The following is a 20,344-nucleotide window of genomic DNA, read 5'->3' as shown; positions in this document are numbered from 1 at the left end:
CGATGAGTGACCCGATGAACGTCCTGGCCCCCGAGCACCGGCTGCTCCGGATCGGCGGCACCTGGCGCGGCGCCGCGAACGGAGCCACCTTCACGGTCGAGGACCCGGCCAACGGCAAGGTCATCGCCGAGGTGGCGGACGCCGGTGTGGCCGACGGGCTCGACGCTCTGGACGCGGCGAGCAAGGCGATGGCGGACTGGGCGGCGACCCCGCCGCGGAAACGGTCGGAGTTGCTGGCCGCGACGCACCGGGCTCTGATCGAGCGGTCCGAGGAGGTCGCCCGCCTGATCACGCTCGAGATGGGCAAGCCGCTCGCCGAGGCTCGGAGCGAGGTGGCGTACGGCGCCGAGTTCTTCCGCTGGTTCGCCGAGGAGGCGGTCCGCGTCGAGGGGCGTTACAGCACCGCTCCCGGGGGCGGCTATCGCATCCTCACCGTGCCGAAGCCGGTAGGACCGTGCGTGTTCGTGACGCCGTGGAACTTTCCGCTGGCCATGGGCGCCCGCAAGATCGCCCCCGCGCTGGCGGCGGGCTGCACCACGATCACCAAACCGGCCGCGCTGACGCCTCTCACCATGCTGTTTCTGGCGCGCATCATGGAGGAGGCCGGCGTCCCGCCGGGCGTCGTCAACGTGGTGACCACCAAGCGGGCCGGCGAGGTGGTCTCGGCCCTGCTCTCCGACGGCCGGACCCGCAAACTCTCGTTCACCGGGTCGACCGAGGTCGGGCGCGGGCTGCTCCGGCAGGCCGCCGACAACGTGTTGCGTACCTCGATGGAACTCGGGGGGAACGCGGCCCTGATCGTGTGTGCCGACGCTGACCTGGACGTCGCGGTCGACGGGGCCATGGTGGCCAAGATGCGCAACATCGGGGAGTCCTGCATCGCGGCCAACCGGATCTACGTCGAGGAGCCGGTACGCGAGGAGTTCACGGCGCGCTTCGCCGAGCGGATGGCCGCGCTCTCGGTGGGTCACGGACTCGACGACGGCGTGGACGTCGGGGCGTTGATCGACGAGACCTCGGTCGCCAAGGTCGACGAACTCGTCGCCGACGCGGTCGATCGCGGCGCCCGGATCCTGGTGGGCGGCCGGCGCCCGGACGGGCCGGGCCACTTCTACCCGCCCACGGTCCTCGCCGACGTGCCCGAGGACGCGCGGATGCTGGCGGAGGAGATCTTCGGACCGGTGGCGCCGATCGTCTCGTTCACGTCCGACGACGAGGTGATGGCCAAGGCCAACGACACCGAGCACGGCCTGGCGGGCTACGTCTTCACCCGGGACCTGCAGCGGGCGCTGCGGTTCGCCGAAGGGCTGGAAACGGGGATGCTCGGCGTCAACCGTGGCCTGATATCGGATCCGTCCGCTCCGTTCGGCGGCGTGAAACAGTCCGGGACCGGCAAGGAGGGTTCGCACGAAGGCCTTCTCGAGTACCTCGACCTCACCTACGTGGCGATCGACCTACCGTGACCGGCCCGCTGTCCCGGGCGACCGCCGACGTTCCAGAGAGGTGCCGACATGCTTGAGACCGTCCGCGGACCACGCCAGCTGATAGTGGGCGAAGGCGTCGCGCAGAACATCCCTCGTCTGGTGGCCGAGAGCGGCTCGCGGGTCCTCGTCGTGACCGACCGGACTCTTCTGGGGCAGCCGGCCGTGGCGGAGATCGTGGCCGCCGTCCGGGACCGGGTGGAGGCTGTCGAGGTCTTCCCCGACGCGACTCCCGACGTGCCGCTGAGCGACGTGGCCCTGGCCGTCTCGGCGGCCACCGCCGTGAACGCCGACGTGATCCTGGCCATCGGCGGCGGCACGGTGATCGACCTCGCCAAGATCGTCGGCGTCATCCGGCGCCACGGCGGGACGCCACGCGACTATTACGGTGAGTCGAAGGTGCCCGGCCCGACGATTCCGCTCGTCGCGGTCCCGACGACATCGGGCACCGGTTCCGAACTCACCCCCGTCTCGGTGCTGACCGACCCCGGCCGGGCGCTGAAGGTGGGGGTCTCCAGCGTCCACATCGTGCCTGACTTCGCCGTCGTCGACCCCGAACTCACCTACACCTGCCCCCCGGTGGTCACCGCCCACTCCGGCATCGACGCGTTCTGCCACGCGGTGGAGAGCTACACCGCGCGGCCCCGGCCTCACGGGCCGCGGGACCCGGTGGAGCAGGTCTTCCTCGGCCGCAACCGGATCACCGACCACTATGCGCTCCAGGCCGCCGAGCGGATCGCCCGCAGCTTGCGCCGAGCCGTCCGGGACGGAGGCGACACCGACGCGCGCGCCGACATGTCCTACGGGTCCATGCTCGCCGGGATCGCCTTCTCCCACGCCGGCAACGCGGCCCCGCACGCCCTCCAGTACCCGATCGGCGCGGCGACGCACACACCGCACGGCCTGGGGGTCGGGCTGCTCCTGCCGTACGCGCTCGACGCGGCCCGGGACGCCATCGGCGACCGGCTGGCCACCCTGGCCCGGGTGTGCGGGCTCGACGTGTCCGACGCGCCGGACACCGATGCCGCGGACGCCTTCCTCGTCTGGCTCGACGGGCTCCTGGCCGACATCGGCATCCCCGCCACCCTGGCCGACATCGGCGTGGCCCGCGCCGACCTGCCCCGCTTCGCGGAGATGGCCGGCGGTGTCACGCGCCTGATCCAGAACCATCCGGGCCCGACCGACACCGCCAGCCTGACCGCGATCCTCGAAGCCGCCTGGACCGGCGACCGGAGGCGTAACGCCCTGTGCCGTTGAACAATCGTCGGCCCGACGTGACGGTCTATCGGGCGGAGACCATCGACATCACTCCGGGGCAGCGCGCTGGGCCGAACGAGTGCCCGCCTAGCGCGCGACCTCTCCGGAAGCAGCGCGGAGGTTCGCAGCGGAGGCGGTGACCAACCCCCTGCTGAAGGCGTTATGCGTTGAGTTTGTCGCGCCAGGCGAGGAACTCGCGGAGTTCGGTGAGGTCGGGTTTCGGGCCGCCGGTGTTGATGGTGAAGAGGCGGGCGCCGAGCTCGTACATCCTGTCGCGGTTCTCGGTGTGACCCATCACGGAGATCTCGATCTCGTCCGGGTCGCGGCCGACGTCCTTGCAGTGGTCGCGCAGGATGCCAAGCTTGCGGTCGAGGGTTTCCGGGTCGGAGAAGCTGTGCCAGATGTCGGCGTGCTTGGCCGTCAGGCGCAGAGTCTTCTTCTCGCCTCCGCCGCCGATGAGGACGGGGATGTCGCGGGTGGGCGGCGGATTCAAACGAGACCAGCGGGATTCGATGCGGGGGAGTGCGGTGGCGAGGTCGTCGAGGCGGCCACCGGCGGTTCCGAACTCGTAGCCGTACTCGGTGTAGTCGCGTTCGAACCAGCCCGAGCCGATGCCGAGGATCAGGCGGCCTCCGGAGATGTGGTCGACGGTGCGGGCCATGTCGGCGAGCAGGTCGGGATTGCGGTAGCTGTTGCAGGAGACCAGGGCGCCGATCTCGACCCGGGAAGTGGACTCGGCCCAGGCGGCCAGCATCGTCCAGCACTCGAAGTGCAGTCCGTCAGGTTCGCCCGAAAGCGGGAAGAAGTGGTCCCAGTTGAAGAGCACGTCCAGGCCGAGGTCCTCGGCTTCGGAGGCGGTGCGGCGGATGGTGGCGTAGTCCATGTGTTGCGGCTGCAGCTGCAGCCCGATGCGAACCGGCCTATCGATCATGCTTCCGAGCCTACGGGCAGGCGTCGTCCGGCTTCCGGGTGATGTGGTGAACTCTCCCGCGACGAATACCTCCGGGTGGGATCGCCGGGTGTCCGGGAGGGAAGTCCCCGGACACCCGGGTGTCTTCGGCCCGGCTCAGCCCGGCGCGTGCTGCGGAGCCGACTTCTGCACTCGGGCGGCGAGGGCGGGGTCGAAGAGTGACGAGATCGGCGCCAGCATGTTCGCCACCCGGAGGAAGGCCGCGGCGACGCCCACGTCGGTCGCGGCGGCGGTACGCAGCATGCTCAGGTACTGGCCGGCCTGCTCGTCCTCCGGGTTGCGTACACCCTCCACTCCGGGGAAGCGCAGGTCGCTGCCGGTGGCCAGGGCCCACGGTTCGGCCAGCAGCCGGGCGGACCCGGCGAAGTAGCGCCGGGCCAGCCGGTCGGTGCCGTCGCGCAGCAACGATTCGAGGAGCTCCGCCTCGAGCACGGCGACGGTGATGCCCTGGCCGTACAGCGGGTTGAAGTTGCACATCGCATCGCCGACGACGAGATACCCGTCGAGGTAGCGGTCCAGCTTCTCGAAGTGCCTGAGCGAGCTCGCCGGATTCCGCATCTTCGCGGCTTCGCCGAGCGGCTCCGCGGTACCGAGCAACTCGGCGATCTCGGGGGCGGCCAGCGTCGCCGCGAACGCGCGCATGCCCTCGTCGTCGGTGGGCGGCTCATCGCCGAGCATGCCGGCGAGGAACACGGCGATCCGGCCGTTCTCCTGTCGTACGGCTGCGCCGCTCCGGGGATTCGCCGGGTAGGCGCCCGAGACCACGGCCTGCCGTCCGCCCGGCTGACCCGGCTCCTGGCGGAAGTGCCGGGTCACGTAGACCACGTTCGTCCGGACGACCGTCTCCTCCGGGGCCGGGTAACCCAGCGCCGCCAGCCACGTCATGACGCGTGAGCCGCGTCCGGCCGCGTCCACCACCAGGTCCGCATCCAGGATGTGCCCGGCCTGCTCGTCGTTCACCGGGCGTACTCGTACGCCGGTGACCCGCCCCTCCGCGGCGATCAGGTCGACCACCTCGGTCGAGTCGGCGACGGTGACGTTGCCGAGGGCGCTCGTACGTTCCCGGATCAGGCTCTCGATCAGCGGCCGCGTGGCGAGGTAGTTCGGGGTGTCCGCGATCGCGCGGGCGAGTTTGTGGCCGTCCAGATAGTAGTTGTAGTCGGCCAGGGCGTCGGCTCGTGGCGCCCCGGCAGCTGTCAGCGCGTCGAGGAAGCCCGGAAACAGGCTGTTCAGCCCGGCGGCGCCACGGGCGGTGAGACCGTGCACGTGCCGGCCCTGCGGAACCCCGCGGCGGGCGACCGGGTCGGCGGGCAGGGTGTCCCGGTCGAGGACCGTCACCTGCTCGAACGACGCGTTCAACGCGCGTGCCGCGAGGAGCCCGGCCACACTGCCGCCGATGACGACCGCATGGCCGCCGGTAGGAGTCCCAGATTCGTTCACCGAGTAACCCTGTCTCTCGCTGTGTCGCGTTGCCGCCGGTCGGTGGCGTCTCCGGTCCTGACCCGCGGGTTCGCGGTCACCGGAAACGGTCCTCAGCTCTCACGACGTCCCGGCACCCGCACAGTTCAGATCGGGCGGTGTTGCTCTCCGGCCCGCGGCCGACATGGGGGACAGCGGCCGTGGCACGGATGGCCGGTCCGGCGTACGTGCTGGTGGGCGGCTTCAGAGAGGGTTGTGACAGCGGATGGGCGTTGTTGACTTTCCGTAGCGCCGCGGTGTGAAATATTTTGCATGCCGGTCCCTCCCCATGCGGGTGTCATGTCGCGTTCCCTGCTGCGGGAGAACGCCTATCAGTGGATCCGGGACGCGATCGTCGACGGCACGTTCGCGCCGGGGGAGCGGCTCAACGATGCTGAGCTGGCGGAATGGCTGGGAGTCAGCCGGACCCCGGTGCGCGAGGCGCTGACCCGCCTGGAGAAGTCGGGCCTGGTTCAGACGAAACCCGGCCGCTACACGATGGTGAGCCCACTTGACGCCGGCGCGGCGCGGGCGGCGCAGACAGTCACCGCCGCGATGCACGAGCTCGCCGTACGGGAGGCCGTTCAGCGGCTCTCCGCCGACGATCTCGCGGCCATGCGTGAGGCCAACGACCGTTTCGCGGCGGCGTTGCGGGCCGACGACGTCGATGCGGCCATCGCCGCGGACGACGACTTTCACGGTGTGGCGGTGCTCGCCTCGGCAAATCCGGCGCTGCGTACGGTGCTGGAGGAGTTCACGCCGGTGCTGCGGCGACTCGAGCGAGTGCGTTTCTCCTCGCTGAACGGCCGCTCCTCGGTGGACATGCACGAACGCATCGTCGCGCTGTGTGAGGCCCGTGACGTGGAGGGGGCCGCAGCGGCGGCGCGGGCCAACTGGATGAGCCTGGACGAGGTCTTCGAGCTGGAGACGGCCGCCGATCCCACCGCGTGACAGCGGGTGGTCCTCAGGCGCCCGGGTCCTCCGGACCGTGCGCCGACAGAGCGTCGCGGAGCCCTGCTCGTGACGACACACCGAGCTTGGGGAAGATCCGGTACAGGTGGGCGCCCACCGTGCGGTGCGAGAGGTAGAGGCGTTCGGCGATCTGCTTGTTGGTGAGGCCCCCGGCGGCGAGCCGGGCGATCTCGAGTTCCTGAGCGGTCAGGTCGCCCGGCTGCTGCTCCGCGATCACCGGGCGATAGCCGGTGGCCCGCAGCTCGACGACCGTCCGGGCCAGCCATGGTTCGGCGCCCATGGCGTCGAAACCGGCGTGAGCGGCGAGCAGATGGGTCCGGGCACGGGCGAAGTCCTTGCGCCGCCGTACCTTCTCGGCGAAAGCCAGCCTTATCCGGGAAGCCTCGAAGACCCAGCGTGCGGACTGCTCGTCCGCCAGCGTCTCCTCCAGTTGCGCGTCAGCCTCGTCGGTGTCCAGCACCAGAGCGTCGACGCCGTGCTGGATCAGCCTCATGCGCCAGGACAGCTCGGCGACGCCCACCGACCGCATGGCGTCGCCGTGGGCACGGGCCTCGGCCGTACGCCCGGTGCGCAGGGCTGCCTCCACCAGATCGAACATCACCCAGGTGCTGATCGGCACGTACGGCGCGAGGACACCGGGTGGGCTCACCGCGGAGGCGTGGAGAAATGCGGCCTCGAAGTCACCCTCAGCGGCGGCGGCGAGCGCCCGGGGATGGTGGGCAATGGCCACCGCGCCGGCGACGCCACGGGGCAGGGCCCAGTGGGTGATCTCGTCAGCCAGCTCGAAGGCCTCGCCGGGACGGCCGCGACCGGCCGCGACGATGGCCCGGTTGTAGAGGAAATACCAGTTCAGGAAGGTCAGGCCGCTGGTGGAGCACAGCTTCTGAGCCTCGTGCGCCAGCTCTTCGGACTCCTCCCACCGGCCGGTGAGGAAGTCGTCCAGGCACAGGTGCATCAGCGCCGACAGTTGCAGGCGCGGCGCCCCTCCCTCCCGGCCCTGGCCGATCAGCAGCCAGGAGTACTCCCGGTTGTCGCCGAGACGGTCCAGGTAGACCGACGCGGTGCCGATCCGCATGATCCGTGTCAGGTCCGTCTCCTCGGACAGGCGGGAGATCAGCGCCTCCAGATCGGCGCGGGCGTCGGCACCGGTGCGCACCGGATCGGGAAAGGTCCGGCTCAGAACGGAGAGGACGTCGGGCGGGTGGGGGGTCAGTCTTTCCATGGCCCGGCGGAACACCGCCCAGTGCTCGGCTGTGCCCGCGTACCAGGACAGCAGAACCATCGTGTGCATGGCCTCTTCGAGGGCCGGATCGTCAGCGCGCCAGCCGTGGTCCCCCGCCTCGATCGCCCCCGCGAGCAGCCGGTGGGCTGTGTGCACGTCTCCGTCACCGTTGATCATCAGCAGCGCGGCCGCGGCCGCTGCGTGCAGAGATCCGGCGGTGCCGGGACTCGTCGCCGCCGCATCGGTCAGCAACGTGGTCGCATCGGCACTACCTCCGGCCTCCGCTCCGATGTACGCGGCCTCGGCCAGCCGTCGCGCCCGGTCACCGGGAGTGGCGCTCAGCTCTGCCGCGCGGATCAGCGTGGCGATGGCGGCTTGGGAGTCACCCTGTCGCAGGACGCGGTGTGCGGCCTCGTCGAGGTGGCCGGAGACCACCTCGTCCGGGCCCGATGCCGCCACCGCGAGGTGCCGTGACCGGCGCTCCGGATCTGTGGACAGGCCGCCCGCGGCGGTGAGGTGTGCGGTGCGGCGTTCCTCGTGGGTGGACATCGCGACGATGGCCGACCGGATCAGCGGGTGGCGGAAGACGACACGGCCGGAGTCCTCGTGCACCCGGACCAGCTCGGCCCGCTCGGCGGGCGCCAGTGCGGTGAGGTCGGCCATGCCTCCCAGGACCCGCGCGTCGCCGCTGCCCTCGAACGTGAGCAGGAGCAACAGCCTGCGCGTCGCGTCGGGCAGGCTCGCGATGCGCTGAGCGAAGACCGCCTGCAACCGTTCGCTCAGGGGGACCACGTCGGGGCGGCCGTCGGGCTCGTGGTCGTCGCCGGACAGCGTGACCGGCAACTCGATCAGGGCCAGCGGATTGCCCTGGGCGAGGTCGAGCAGGCGCTGCCGGGCCTGTGCGGGCAGGGTGGGCAGGCGCGCGTCCACCAGCCGGGCCGAGGAGTCCGGGGTGAGAGGCCGGACCGTGACCTCGGTCAGGCCACAGCGGTCCAGGGGATTCTGCGTGCCGGTGGTGGCGGCGGCCACGACGCCCACCGGCCGGTCCGCGGCGCGCTGCGCGACGAGGCCCAGCACCGCCGCGCTGGCCCGGTCCACCCACTGCACGTCGTCGACGATCAGCAGTACGGGGGCGTGCTCGGCGACGCGGGTGAGCAGCGTGAGGACTGCGTCGCCGATCAGCGGCGGAGCGGGGGTGGGACCCGGACCGAAGCCGAGCGCGATGGTGAGCGCGTCACGCGAGGATGAGGGCAGTTGCCGAACCTCGGCCCGCAACGACAGCAGCAACTGATTGAGGAACGAGTAGCTGACGTCCGCTTCGAACTCGGAACCGGCGGCCCGGAGCACTCGGAGGCCGTCGAGTGCGGCGAAGGCTGCCGTGGCGGACAGCAGCGCCGATTTGCCGATGCCCGACTCGCCGCGGACGAGCAGCGCACCACCGTGCTCGCGGACCGATCGCAGGAATCGGCTGATGATCGACAGCTCGGCCTCGCGACCGAAGAGATCGTCCACGGCGCTCACCGGCGCCTTTCGGCCGGGTGAGTCGCTCACCGAACCGGTCCGCGAGTGGGGGTGTCCGGAGGCGCGGGAGCCGGTTCGACGTACATCATGCAATATATTGCTCGGTGGCCGGAGAACTTGTCAAGAAGGCCCGCCTCGGCGAGACGGGTCCTTCCCGACGTCCGTCACCGTCTCAGTCGTGCAGGCGGACCGGCAGGCGTACCGGACCGCGCATCATTCCGCTCGGGATCCACGGCACCTCGGCGAGGGGAACCGCCGGGCGCAGTGCCGGGAACCGTCGTAGCAGCGAGCCGATGGCGATCTTCGCCTCCATCCGGGCCAGCGGCGCCCCGACGCAGTGGTGGATGCCATGGCCGAACGCGAGATGCCTCGCTTGGGGCCGGGTGACATCGAGCTTCGCGGGGTCACCGTCGTCGTCCTGCGGCGCGTCCCGGCTCGCCTCGCCCAGGTAGACGACGACCAGATCGCCGCGTTGGATCCGTACGCCGCCGAGCTCGAGATCCTCTGCCGCGAAGCGGAAGGTGGACTGTTCTACCGAGGAGTCGAATCGGAGGAACTCCTCGACGGCGCCGGCGATCAGGTCCGGCCGGGAACGCAGTAGATCCGCCTGCGCCGGCTGCTTGAACAGCGCCGTCATGGCGGTTCCCAGCAGGTTTACCGTGGTGTCGTGACCGGCGACGACGAGGAGTACGGCCATGGCGATCAACTCGGCGTGCGAGAGCCGCCCGTCCTCCCGGGTGTGCTGGCTGATCAGGTCGGACAGCAGATCGTCCGACGGCGCGGCCCGCTTACGTTCGACGAGCTCGGCCAGGTAGCGGTGGAAGCGCAGGCCCTTCTCCCGCTGCTCCGGCGACGGGAGACTGATGAGGGACTGCGACCAGTCGCGGAAGTCGGCACGATCCTCGGCGGCGACACCCAGCAGCTCGCAGATGACCGTCATCGGCAGGGGCGCGCAGTACGCCTCCATCAGGTCCACCTCGTCCCGTGACGCCATAGCCTCCAGGAGTTCGTCGGCGATCGCCTGAATGCGGTCGGCGAGCAGGCTGGTACGGCGGCCACTGAACACCGGCGCCACGAGCCTGCGCAGCCGGGTGTGGTCCGGCGGGTCGGTGAACAGCATGGAGCCTCCGAAGCCTTCACCGACCAGGTGCGAGGTGAAGCCGGCGGCCTCCAGCGCCTGCAAGGCGGGCTCGGGGTTCTTCAACAGATGAGGGTGGGTGAGCGCAGCCCGGCCCTCGGCGTAGGACAGCACCGCCCAGGCTTCGAGCCCACTGCCCAGGAGTATGCGCCGGACCGGCCCACCCGCCCGCAACCGCGCGAGGGTGGCGGGTGCGTCCGCCTTGAACTCGGGCGTGATGGCGGCGACCGGCCGGCGCGACGCGGTCTCCACCTCTGTGCTCTCCATGGTGACGTCTCTCCTCGATCGGTGGGCGTGCACGTTTCCACCACGTCGAACGTGGAGATCGCCGGCGAGTTCAGCGAGGAGTGCCTCGTCACCACGCACCGGCGGGGTACGGCTCCATCCGTCAAATGACCTAGGCGCCGTACCCGCCGCGCGTCGGGTGGCTGATCTCCACCGGCTATCGCGACCTGCTCACCGGGACACGCATCCGGCCGGGCCCGCAGACGAATGACTGATTCTCGCCGCGTCCCGGGACGCCAGTCTGGAGTCGGCCCGGACGCCGGCCGGCCGAAGACGGTTCGAGCCGGTGTCACCGACCACCCCACTCACCGAGTTCGTGCCGGGCACCACCGGCGCGGCGACGAAGGGACGAGCCCCATGGGCATCACCGGTCAAGAGATCAAGAACGTCGTGCTGGTCCACGGCGCGTTCGCCGACGGTTCCGGCTGGCGCGGCGTCTACGACGTCCTCACCTCCCGCGGCTACCGGGTCACGATCGTGCAGAACCCGCTCACCTCGCTGGAGGACGACGTCGCCGCGACCACCCGGGTCCTCGACCTTCAGGACGGCCCGGCGATCCTGGTCGGCCATTCCTGGGGCGGCACCGTCATCACCGAGGCCGGGATCCACCCCAAGGTGGCCGGTCTGGTCTACGTCTCGGCGCTCGCCCCCGACGCGGGAGAAACCACCGCGCAGCAGTACGAGGGATTCGCGCCCACGCCTGACTTCGTCATCGACGTCGGCGACGACGGCTTCGGCTACATCAACGGCGAGAAGTTCAAGGCCGGCTTCGCCGCCGACACCAGTGACGCCGATGCCGCCTTCATGCGCGACTCGCAGGTGCCCATCAACATGTCCGCGTTCGCGGTGGCGGTGAAGAACGCCGCTTGGCGCGACAAGCCCACCTGGGCCGTCATCGCGACCGACGACAAGGCGTTCGACCAGGCGATGCTGCAGCACATGGCCAAGCGCAGCGGCGCCGAGATCACCAACGTCGCGGCCAGCCACGCGCTGTTCCTCACGCAGCCCGGAGTCGTCTCCGACGTCATCATGACCGCCGCGCGGAACGCCGGCTGAGCCGCCCGCCAACCGTTCGTCCTGGCCGGCTCGCACGCCTCGCGAGCCGGCCGGAGACCCTGCCGGAGGGGTGAGCGCATGTCCGTCGTGCCGTTTCAGGCGCCGTTGTGGATCCAGTTGCTCGCCGCGGGGCTGGGCGGCCTGCAGGGGGCACTGTTCGCGGCAGGGGAGAAGCATCGGCGCATCGACGTGCTCGGTGTCACCGTGATCGGCCTCGCCACCGCGCTCGGGGGCAGCCTGCTGCGCGACATCGTGCTCGACCAGCGTCCCGTCGTGATCTGGATGAACTGGTACCTGCTGGTGGCCGGCGCGTCGGCTGTCCTGGGCATGATGCTGCAGCCGGTGTTCGCCCGGGTGACATGGCTGATCAGCGTGCTCGACGCGCTCGTGATGGGCCTGTTCGGCGCGATCGGCGCCTCGAAAGCGCTGTCCCTCGGCGTCGGTCCGGCCGGGGCACTGGTCGTCGGCGTCATCGGTGCGATCGGCGGTGGGATGCTCCGCGACGTCATCCTGAACCTGCCGATCTCGTTCCTGCGTGTCGGCAGCCTCTATGCCGTCGCCGCCGGCGCCGGCGCGGGGGCGCTCGTGCTGCTCGCCCGGTTCGGCGTGCCGATCCCGATTGCGGGGCTGGTCTGCGTGGCGGTGACCACGTTCCTGCGACTGGCCGCGGTCCGCTTCGGCTGGAGGTTCCCCGAGCAGCGTGCGGTGGGTGGCCGGCGCCGGATCGAAACGTAGGCTCGCCATGACGCCATGGAGGAGGCGCCAGGCCAGGCTCCGGGTGCTCGTCTACCTTCACACCATGGGCGCCACAGCAGGAGATGCCTCATCCGCGGAGATCGTCGGACGCGACCGGGAACGGGGGGAGCTCGACGAGGTGCTGCGGTCGCTGCCGGACGGCGGCCGTTGCCTGGTTCTGCGCGGCACGCCCGGCGTGGGGAAGTCGGCCCTGCTCAGGTGGGTCACCGGGCGGGCGGTGGAGCACGGGGTGGCCGTCCTGTCGACCACGGCGGTCGAGGACGAGTTCGGCCTTCCGTACGCCGGCCTGCACCTGCTCGCCGGGCAACTGCGGCGCGGTGAGTCCCGGCCGGAGACCGGGCGCCTGCGGCAGGCCGTGGCTGCCGAGGAGCCGACGGCCCTCGTCGCACAGGCCCTTCTCGACCTCGTCGCCGCGCTGACCGCGGACGGACCGCTGCTGATCGTCGTCGACGACGCCCAGTGGCTGGACCTCGCCAGCTGGAACGCCCTGATGCTGGCGAGCCGCCGGGTCTCCGACGACCCGGTGCTGATCCTGCTGTCGATGCGCGACGGGACACGTACGACCGCCCGCCTGGCGGAGACGGACCTGCCGCAGACCGTTCTGGAGCCGTTGCCGGCAGGCGCCGCCGCGGAGCTGCTCGACCGCCGGGCGCCCGATCTGCGACCCGACCTGCGCCGGCTGGTGCTGGCCGAAGCGGCCGGGAATCCCCTCGGCCTCATCGAGCTGGCCACCGGCGTCCAGCGGTCACGCCCGGTCGCGGGCCGCCTCCCGCTCACCGAGCGACTGGAGCGGGCGTTCGCTCGTACGGTCGAGGAGCTGCCGGCCGGAGCGCGGACCTTCGTCCGGGTGGCAGCGGTGGACGACGGCCCCGACGAGGAGGAGATCCGGCGGGCGGCGCGGCTGCTCCATCCCGGCCTGGACGACAGCGACGTGCAGGTGGCGGTGGCCGAGGACATCGTCCGGATCCACGAGGGCAGGGTCGTGTTCCGGCATCCGCTGGTGCGGTCGGCCGTCCGGCAGGCGGCCGGTGCGCTTCGCCGGCGAGAGGTGCACGCAGCCCTCGGGCAGGTCATCGTCCCCACGGACCGGCGCGGTCTCTGGCATCGCGCCGAGGCCGCGTCCGGACCTGATGATCAGCTGGCCGCCGAGCTGGCGGCGGTCGGCCGGGACGCGCAGCAGCGGGGTGCGCTCACCTTCGCGGTGCAGGCGTTCGAGCGGGTGGCCAGGCTCTCCTCCGACCCGCGGACCCAGGTGCAGGCGATGATGACGGCCGCGCGGATCGGCATCGAGGAGGGCGATCCGGCCACCAACGTTCGCGTGCTCGAAGCTCTCAGCCAACGATCGCTGCCCCCGGAGGAGCAGACGATCGTGGCCAACATGCGGGTGGCCGTCGACGGTCAGGCCTGGGTCGGCGACGATCATCTGGTCCGTCTGCTGGACGCTCTCGATTCTCTGGCCCGCCTGGGTGAGTCCACCTTCGCCGTCGAGTTCCTCGTCGCCTTCAGCCTGCGACTGTACTTCTCCAACCCCGGCCCCGACCTGATCGACCGTGTCATGGAGCTGACCGGCCGGCTGGCACGACCGGAGAACGAGAAGGAGATCATCGCCATCCGGGCCAGCGTCGCGCCGGTCGAGCAGTGTGCCGCCGTGCTGCCGGTCGTGCGGCGCTATCTCGCCGATCCCGGCTTCCTGGACTCCAACACGACGATCGAGGTCCCGCAGGCGGCCACTGCTGTCGGGGCGTTGCCGGAGAGCCTGACGCTCAACGCCCGGGTTCTCGAGGTGATGCGCCGCCAGGGCATGGTCGGGGCCGTCGCCGAGGCGCTCGTGCACTACGCGACCACAACGGCGCAGATGGGTAACGCGCTCGCCGCGCTGACACATGCCACCGAGGGGCGGCGCCTCAACGTGGAGCTGGGCCGGAGCCGATGGGTGCTCACCGCCGACCTCATGCTGGGCCGGGCCCTGGCCCTGCAGGGTGAGGTGGAGAGGGCCCTGGAGATCGCGGCCGCGGTCGAGCGGGTGCTGTTGCCGATCGGAGCCCATCCGATGCTCGCCCACGTTCAGCTGTTGCGGGGTACGGCGGCGCTGGCAGCGGGGAAGCCGGAACTCGCCTATGACGAGCTCGCGGCGATCTTCGATCCGACGGCGGTCCCGTATCACGTGGCACTGCGATTCTGGGCGGTTCCCTCCATCGTCGAGGCCGCGGTGTACGGCGGTCGGCAGGAGGCTTTGCGCGACCTGCTCAGCGATCTGGACGTGTACGCCGATCACGGCATCCCGGTGCTGGCGGTGGGGGTCAACCACGCGCGGGCGGTGCTGGCCGAGACGGACGAGGGCTTCCTCTGCGCGCTGGCGTTCGACGACCTGTCACAGTGGCCGTTCGAGCAGGCCCGCCTGCGGTTCGCGTACGGCGTATGGCTGCGCCGGCAACGGCGGGTGAGTGACGCCCGGACGCAGTTGCGGGCCGCCGGCGAGGGGTTCACCGTGCTCGGGGCCGTCCCGTGGGCCCAGCGCGCCGACGCGGAGCTGCGGGCCACCGGCGAGCGCGTCGAGAGGCAGCCGGACGTACGGCAGTCGCTCACCCCGCAGGAGCTGCAGATCACCATGCTCGTCACCGACGGGCTGAGCAACAGGGAGATCGCCGGCCGCCTGTTCCTGTCGACGCGGACCGTCGACAGTCACCTCTACCGAGCCTTCCGCAAGATCGGGGTGTCATCGCGGGCCGAGCTGACGAAGGTCCTGCTCGGCGGCCGGTGATGTGCTCGGGACGGGTCCGGGGCGTCGTCGGCCCTCGGGCCCGCCGTGGAGCCGGGCCGCGGCGCGGCATACGGCGATCCCGGGATGACGGCGAGAGGCTGAAGACCCCGATTCAGGTGGGGCGAGCCGGAGCGGGCGATCCGCGCCGTCCGCTGCCCGGTGGGAACGGGTCCGGCCGGGCGGTTCACCGCTGCGGTGCGACCGAGGGTTTCCGGAGCCGGCTGGACACGGCCGTGCCAGGCCGGCACACCGAGACACTGGAAGATCCGTGCGGCCTGGCGCAGGTGGAAACGGGCCTCGTGGGCCTCCCGCCGGGAATTCAGGTGATCGCTGTAGGCGAGGTGCATCCGGGCCAGATCGAAGGGCCACCGCTTGGCGGCGGGAGCCTCGACCACCGCCGCGAACAGGGGACCGGCGGTGTGCGGTTCGGCGATGACGGCGTGGCCCGCCCGGACGAGCCAGGCCATCCGTTCCGAGAGCTGTGCCGCGGGCAGCCGGCTCAGTGCGTCGGCACAGGCGCGGGCCCGGTCGAGGTTCCCGCTGTGCCGGGCCGCCTCGATCACATCGAGGGCGGCCCATGCCAGGTGTGCCGTGGGAGCTCCGGAGCCGAGGTGCGCCAGATGGTCGTACGCCCGCTCGAAGTCGCCCTCCGCGAGAGCCAGAAGCCCGGACACGTGATGGGAGAGCGACCGGCCGACGTCCTCCCTCGCCTGGTCGCCGTGCCGGGCCAGCCAGTCGGCGGCCGTGACGGCGGCGAGCCGGTCGCCCCGAGCGGCGGCCAGCAACCCGGTGGCGAGCCGCGGTAGCGGCGACAGGAAATCGGTGGCATCGTGCCGTGCCGCGAGGCGGCTGTACTCGGCGGCCAGCTCACCGATCCGGTCCCACCGTCCGGTCGGCCAGGCGGCGAGGCACCAGCTCGCGATGACCGGAAGCGCCGAGCCGACGGCCCGGCCGGAACTCCCGGCGTCGGTCACGCGCTTCAGCACGTCGCGGTTCTCGCCGAGCCGGTCGAGGTACGCCAGGCCGAGCGACGCCTGCGCGGCGACCCCGAAATCGTGGCCCTCGTGTATCCGCCGCAGCACCCGATCGAGCTCCTGACGGCGGTTGTTCCCGCCGGGGGTCGCCGGGGCGAACGCACCGGACAACAGCTCCGGCGGGCCGGGCCGGGCGCCCACGTCACCCGGACTCCGGCCGAGACGCCACGCGGACAGCGACGCGGTCCGAGCTGCTTCGGCGAGCAGCCATCCGTCCTCGTGGTGTTCCCGCATCGTGGCGAGGAGCCGCTCGTGGGCGTCCGCCAGGCCGGCGCCGTCACGCAGGGCGCAGTGGACGTCGACGATCGCCGAGGCCGGCGCCGATCGTCCGGAATCCGGTGCTGCGCCGATCAGCTCCCGGGCGCCGTCCGGATCGGCGAGCGCGGTAGCCCGCACCACGGCGACGGCGTGCCGGTGGGACCGCCCGGCCTCCGCTTCGGGGACGAGGTCGGCGGCCAGCATCCACAGGTCGGCCGCCCGGTCCGGGTCTCCACCGGTCAGGCTCCGGCCGGCGGCCTCGGCGAGCCGGCCGGCGAGGGCCTCGTCCCGGTGGACCGCGGTCCGGGCCAGGTGTATGAGGGCGCGGGCCGGATCGCGGTCGGCCAGTGCCCCGGCCAGGGCGTGATGGGCGCGGCGCAGTTCGACGGCGCCCGCGGCGGCGGCGACCGTCAGGGGAATCAGCGGGCTGCTGAACGACAACCGCCCCGCGTCGTCGACGCGGATCAGGCCCGCCCGCTCGGCAGCGGTCAGCTCGGCCAGGCTGCCGTCCTCACCGGCCATCCGGCCGAGGGCCACCAGGTCCGCGGTCTCCTCCAGGGCGGCGATGAGCAGCAGGTGCCGGGCGCCGGGCGGAAGGGACCCCACGACCGGGGCGTACGCGGTGGTGAGCGCGGGGGTGACGGGCAGGACCGGTGGTAGCGCCTCACGTCCGGTCCGCCGGCCGTCCGACAGCGCGCGGGGCAGCTCGGCCAGGGCCAGGGGATTGCCCGCGGCGGCGGCCAGCACACGTCGGCGTACCCCGGCGGCGAGGTCCCCGGCCGTCGCCCGCAGCATCGCCTCGGCGGCGTCGGTGCCCAACGGTTCCAGATTGTGGACCGGGATCCCGGCCAGTTCGGGATCGTGCCGGTGGGCTGCGGGCAGTGTGACCACCAGGCCCACCCGGCTGTGGCCGAGCCGGCGGCAGGCGTACCCGAGGAGGGCGCGGCTGGCCGGGTCCCAGTACTGGAGGTCGTCCACGACGATCAGGAGCGGATGGATCCGGGCGGCGTGCCGCAGGAGCACGGTGACCGCGGTGCCGACGCTCAGCGCGCTGGGCTGTAGGCCCGCATCGAGCCCCACCGCGACCGACAGCGACTCGCGCAGGTGAGCCGGAAGGGCGGCCAGATTCTCGTACAGCGGCGCGATCAGGCGGTCGAGGTCGGCGTGGTCGCTGAGCACACCTCCGGGTGCACTGGCACTGCGGATCACCCGTACGCCGGCGGCGGCCCGGTGATCGGCCAGATCGCCGAGCAGCGTCGTCCGTCCGCTTCCGGGCTTGCCGGTCAGCATCAGTGCGCCGCCGGCACGCTCGGCCCGCTCGGCGAAAAGCCGTAGTGCCTGCTGGTCCGCCCCCCGGCCGAACAGCGTCATGTCTCCACCTCGGTCCCGTATGCCGTCGATGACGATGCTTCCGGGCGCGGCTGTCGGTGCCATCGGTAATTTCCCGCAAACCACCGGCGGAGCCGCCGCGACGATCAGCCGGTGGTGAGGATCAGCCGGGCGAGTTCGGCCCGCGACGACACCCCGGCCTTGCGGTACGCGCGGGACAGGTGGCTGTCGACCGAGCGCGGCGACAGCAGCAGCCGGGCGGCGATCTCCCGGTTGCTCAGTCCGTCGGCGGCCAGCTCGGCGATCTGTTGCTCGCGCGGCGTGAGCAGTCGGCGGAAGTCCGGATCGGGGCTGACCCGCTCTCCGGCGGCGCGTAGCTCGGTGGCCGCTCGCACCGCCCACGGGAGGGCGCCGAGCGTGGTGAATGTCTGGGCCGCCGCCCGGAGCTGCCGCCGGGCGTCCCCGCCCTGCCGCTGCCGGCGCAACCAGCCGCCGTGCGCCAGTTGCAGCCGGCCCAGCTCGAACGGCCACGCCGGCAGATCGGGACGGGCCAGCGCCTCGGCGTAGGTGTCCCCGGTGTCGGCGAGGACCGCGTCGGCGTAGGCCAGTGCGACGTCGAGCACGGGCAGTCCGGCGGTCCGCGCCGGTTCGAGCTGCCGCAGTACCTCCCGCAGTTGCCTCGTACGTCCGCAGGAGAACGCCGCCTCGGCGAAGGTGGCCAGTGCCCAGAAGCGGATCTGCGGGTGGAACGAGGACGCGGCCGGGTCGAACAGTGGCGCCAGCTCGTCACAGGCGCTCTCGGGACGATCCTCGGCGGCGGCGACCGTGCCCCGGACCAGGCGTGCCAGCGCCGGTGGGTTCGGCGACCGCGCGACCACGGACAGCGCCGTGGCGGCATCGCCGTGCAACGCCGCCGCGCGGGCACCCGCCATGTCGGCGGTGAGCAACCAGAGCGGCTGGGAGGTCTCGGCGCTGAGCCGGCCCGCCTCGGCCGCGCGCTTGCCGGCGAGCAGCACGTTGCCCGCCTGTGCCGCCGCGGTGGCCTGCACGGCCAGGCTCCGGGCGAGCAGGCCGCGGGCACCCTGTCCCCGGAGCCTGCCGGTGGTGGTGGCCGACAGCCGGACCGTCTCGGGCATCGCGCCGACGCCCAGGCCGGCCAGGGCGACGAGATGCAGTTCCCCGGGCGAGCCGATGAGGTCGCGGGCATGCCGGCGGATCTGCGGTAACACCTCCGCGCATCGGCCGACCGGGTCGGACAGCGACAGCACGCACAGCGCCTGTGACTCGGTGAGGCCGCCCGACAACCCGCGGGCCGCGGCCACCACCGCGTCACGGCCGGGGCCGGCGAAGAAGAACTCGAGGGCGCGGAGATCGAGACCGTGCAGGACCGGCCCGGCTTCGCCCTGGTGCCGTACGGCAATGGCCGTCCCGAGATGGTCGAGTAGGCGCTCGGTCCCGGACCAGCGCTCGTCGCGCAGCGCAGCCCTCAGATGGTCCCGGCGGATCCGTGCGGAGGCGGCCAGACGGTGGGGGAGGGCGTCGAGGAGGCGTGCCGCGGTGCCGGGGTCTCCCGCGTCGTAGGCGTCGGCGGCGGCCCGCAGCATGCGGTCCGTGCGCCTGCTCCGGTCCGGGCTCAGTTGCGCCGCCCGTTCGTACGCCCGCGCGGCCGAGGTCATCGCACCGCGCCTGCGGGCCTCACCGGCGGCCTCGGCGAGCTGGGCGGCGAGCGGCTCGTCCGGATCCACAGCGGCGCACGCCCGGTGCCGGAGCTGCCGTTCGGGCTGCGCGGCCAGAACGTCCGCCAGGGCCCGGTGCATCGCGCGGCGACGGGTCTCGCCCATGGCGTGCCGCATCGCCACCGACGCCAGAGGGTGCCGGAAGCGCAGCGCGAACGGTTCGTCCACGCGGATCATCCGCGCGTCCTCGGCCGCCCTCAGATCCTCCGGGCCCACCCGCGGGTCCAGCAGGCGGGCTGCGGCAACGACCTCGTCCACGCTCGACCGGTCGTCGAGCGCGGCGATCTGCAGCAGGGTCCGGACGGTGGCCGGGAGACCGGCGGCATCCGCGGTGAAAGCCTGTTCGAGACGAGGGGTGAGCGGCAGATCGTCGCCGGGTGGCGGCTGCGCCGTCCCGATCCCGGCTGCCAGCTCGACGAGGCCGAGGGGATTGCCCTCGGCCAGGGACAGCACGCGGTCCCGCAGCCCGGGCCGCAGGCCGGGGGCGTGCCGGTCGAGCAGGAGCGCGGCCTGTGCCGGGCCGAACGGCTCGACGGTCATGCCGGGCAGGCCCGAGCCGGACAACCGGTCCGTCGTGGCGGCGCCTTCCCGCAGGGCGAACACGATCATCGCGGGATGAGGGGTGAGCCGGCGGGCGACGAACGTCAGAACCGTCCAGCTCGGCGGGTCGAGCTGGTGCGCGTCGTCGACCGTGAGCAGCAACGGCGACCGGTCGGCCAGCTCGGCGACCAGTTCAAGGGCCCGCATCGCCACGCGGGCCGGAGGCGCTCCTCCGTCGGTCACCACGTCTGTGCGGGGGAGAAGGCGGCGCAGACCGGCGTACGGCACCTCGGCGTCGCTCGGGGTCGCGGTGACCGTCAGGACACGTACGCCGATGGTCCGCGCCGTGCCGGACAGCCAGGACAGCAGGGCCGACCTGCCGACGCCGGGCCCGCCGCGCAGCGCGAGCGAGCCACCGCCGGTGGGCAGGTCCTCGACCAGCCCGGTCAGCCGTGCACGTTCCCACTCCCGGCCGATGAGCTCGTCATCGCCCGTCGCTCCCATCGCAGAAAAATAGCCCACGACCGGTCCTGACGGCCCGGTGGCGCCCATTTGCCGCAGCCGCGATTG

The 20,344-nt window shown here is 72.1% G+C and carries 12 protein-coding genes; 6 read left to right on the top strand and 6 right to left on the bottom strand.

Going from position 1 to position 20,344, the window contains the following annotated elements; genetic code table 11:
- Window positions 1–2: 2 nt before the first annotated feature.
- Window positions 3–1,463, top strand: coding sequence for an NAD-dependent succinate-semialdehyde dehydrogenase (locus CLV67_RS25885; protein ID WP_106322795.1), 1,461 nt, complete (start codon window positions 3–5; stop codon window positions 1,461–1,463).
- Window positions 1,464–1,511: 48 nt separating this feature from the next.
- On the top strand, window positions 1,512–2,738 hold the full coding sequence (locus tag CLV67_RS25880; RefSeq protein ID WP_106322793.1) for an iron-containing alcohol dehydrogenase: 1,227 nt from the start codon (window positions 1,512–1,514) through the stop codon (window positions 2,736–2,738).
- A gap of 160 nt (window positions 2,739–2,898) precedes the next feature.
- Here CLV67_RS25880 and CLV67_RS25875 read toward each other — a convergent pair whose 3' ends face one another.
- Complete coding sequence (locus CLV67_RS25875; protein ID WP_106322791.1) at window positions 2,899–3,669, bottom strand: LLM class F420-dependent oxidoreductase; 771 nt, start codon at window positions 3,667–3,669, stop codon at window positions 2,899–2,901.
- A gap of 135 nt (window positions 3,670–3,804) precedes the next feature.
- The gene (locus CLV67_RS25870) at window positions 3,805–5,148 is read right to left on the bottom strand and encodes an FAD-dependent monooxygenase (protein ID WP_146169293.1); all 1,344 of its coding nucleotides are present in this window, start codon (window positions 5,146–5,148) and stop codon (window positions 3,805–3,807) included.
- A gap of 318 nt (window positions 5,149–5,466) precedes the next feature.
- Between CLV67_RS25870 and CLV67_RS25865 the strand changes: the two genes are divergently transcribed.
- Entirely contained in the window at window positions 5,467–6,117 is a 651-nt protein-coding gene (locus CLV67_RS25865; protein ID WP_249037966.1) for a GntR family transcriptional regulator, read from the top strand.
- 13 nt (window positions 6,118–6,130) lie between these two features.
- On the opposite strand, the gene CLV67_RS25860 is transcribed toward CLV67_RS25865, so the two are convergent.
- Both CLV67_RS25860 and CLV67_RS25855 read right to left on the bottom strand, forming a co-directional pair.
- Window positions 6,131–8,872, bottom strand: coding sequence for an ATP-binding protein (locus CLV67_RS25860; RefSeq protein ID WP_203737307.1), 2,742 nt, complete (start codon window positions 8,870–8,872; stop codon window positions 6,131–6,133).
- A gap of 181 nt (window positions 8,873–9,053) precedes the next feature.
- A complete protein-coding gene (locus CLV67_RS25855; protein WP_106322783.1) occupies window positions 9,054–10,286 on the bottom strand; it encodes a cytochrome P450 family protein in 1,233 nt (410 codons plus the stop codon).
- Between the two features lie 375 nt (window positions 10,287–10,661).
- Between CLV67_RS25855 and CLV67_RS25850 the strand changes: the two genes are divergently transcribed.
- From CLV67_RS25850 to CLV67_RS25840, 3 genes are all read left to right on the top strand, one after another.
- Window positions 10,662–11,360 (top strand): alpha/beta fold hydrolase, encoded by a 699-nt coding sequence (locus CLV67_RS25850; protein ID WP_106322781.1) that lies wholly within the window; start codon window positions 10,662–10,664, stop codon window positions 11,358–11,360.
- 78 nt (window positions 11,361–11,438) lie between these two features.
- A complete protein-coding gene (locus CLV67_RS25845; RefSeq protein WP_106322779.1) occupies window positions 11,439–12,095 on the top strand; it encodes a trimeric intracellular cation channel family protein in 657 nt (218 codons plus the stop codon).
- 64 nt (window positions 12,096–12,159) lie between these two features.
- Complete coding sequence (locus CLV67_RS25840; protein ID WP_170153994.1) at window positions 12,160–14,877, top strand: ATP-binding protein; 2,718 nt, start codon at window positions 12,160–12,162, stop codon at window positions 14,875–14,877.
- On the opposite strand, the gene CLV67_RS25835 is transcribed toward CLV67_RS25840, so the two are convergent.
- A complete protein-coding gene (locus CLV67_RS25835; RefSeq protein ID WP_170153993.1) occupies window positions 14,805–17,540 on the bottom strand; it encodes an AAA family ATPase in 2,736 nt (911 codons plus the stop codon). The two genes, CLV67_RS25840 and CLV67_RS25835, sit on opposite strands and share 73 nt — an antisense overlap.
- Window positions 17,541–17,644: 104 nt before the next feature.
- Entirely contained in the window at window positions 17,645–20,278 is a 2,634-nt protein-coding gene (locus tag CLV67_RS25830; protein ID WP_170153992.1) for a LuxR C-terminal-related transcriptional regulator, read from the bottom strand.
- Between the last annotated feature and the right edge of the window lie 66 nt (window positions 20,279–20,344).

Source organism: Actinoplanes italicus, from assembly GCF_003001815.1.
In the GTDB taxonomy this organism is placed as follows: Bacteria; Actinomycetota; Actinomycetes; order Mycobacteriales; family Micromonosporaceae; genus Actinoplanes; species Actinoplanes italicus.
Note: the sequence above shows the minus strand (reverse complement) of the source record. Positions and strands in the feature narration are given on the sequence as shown.

Excerpts from the sequence above, each read along its gene's own strand:
- CLV67_RS25840 (WP_170153994.1), top strand. The coding sequence starts at position 12,160 with ATGGGCGCCACAGCAGGAGATGCCTCATCCGCGGAGATCGTCGGACGC.
- CLV67_RS25865 (WP_249037966.1), top strand. The coding sequence starts at position 5,467 with ATGTCGCGTTCCCTGCTGCGGGAGAACGCCTATCAGTGGATCCGGGAC.
- CLV67_RS25845 (WP_106322779.1), top strand. The coding sequence starts at position 11,439 with ATGTCCGTCGTGCCGTTTCAGGCGCCGTTGTGGATCCAGTTGCTCGCC.
- CLV67_RS25855 (WP_106322783.1), bottom strand. The coding sequence starts at position 10,286 with ATGGAGAGCACAGAGGTGGAGACCGCGTCGCGCCGGCCGGTCGCCGCC.
- CLV67_RS25875 (WP_106322791.1), bottom strand. The coding sequence starts at position 3,669 with ATGATCGATAGGCCGGTTCGCATCGGGCTGCAGCTGCAGCCGCAACAC.
- CLV67_RS25850 (WP_106322781.1), top strand. The coding sequence starts at position 10,662 with ATGGGCATCACCGGTCAAGAGATCAAGAACGTCGTGCTGGTCCACGGC.
- CLV67_RS25885 (WP_106322795.1), top strand. The coding sequence starts at position 3 with ATGAGTGACCCGATGAACGTCCTGGCCCCCGAGCACCGGCTGCTCCGG.
- CLV67_RS25880 (WP_106322793.1), top strand. The coding sequence starts at position 1,512 with ATGCTTGAGACCGTCCGCGGACCACGCCAGCTGATAGTGGGCGAAGGC.
- CLV67_RS25835 (WP_170153993.1), bottom strand. The coding sequence starts at position 17,540 with ATGACGCTGTTCGGCCGGGGGGCGGACCAGCAGGCACTACGGCTTTTC.
- CLV67_RS25830 (WP_170153992.1), bottom strand. The coding sequence starts at position 20,278 with ATGGGAGCGACGGGCGATGACGAGCTCATCGGCCGGGAGTGGGAACGT.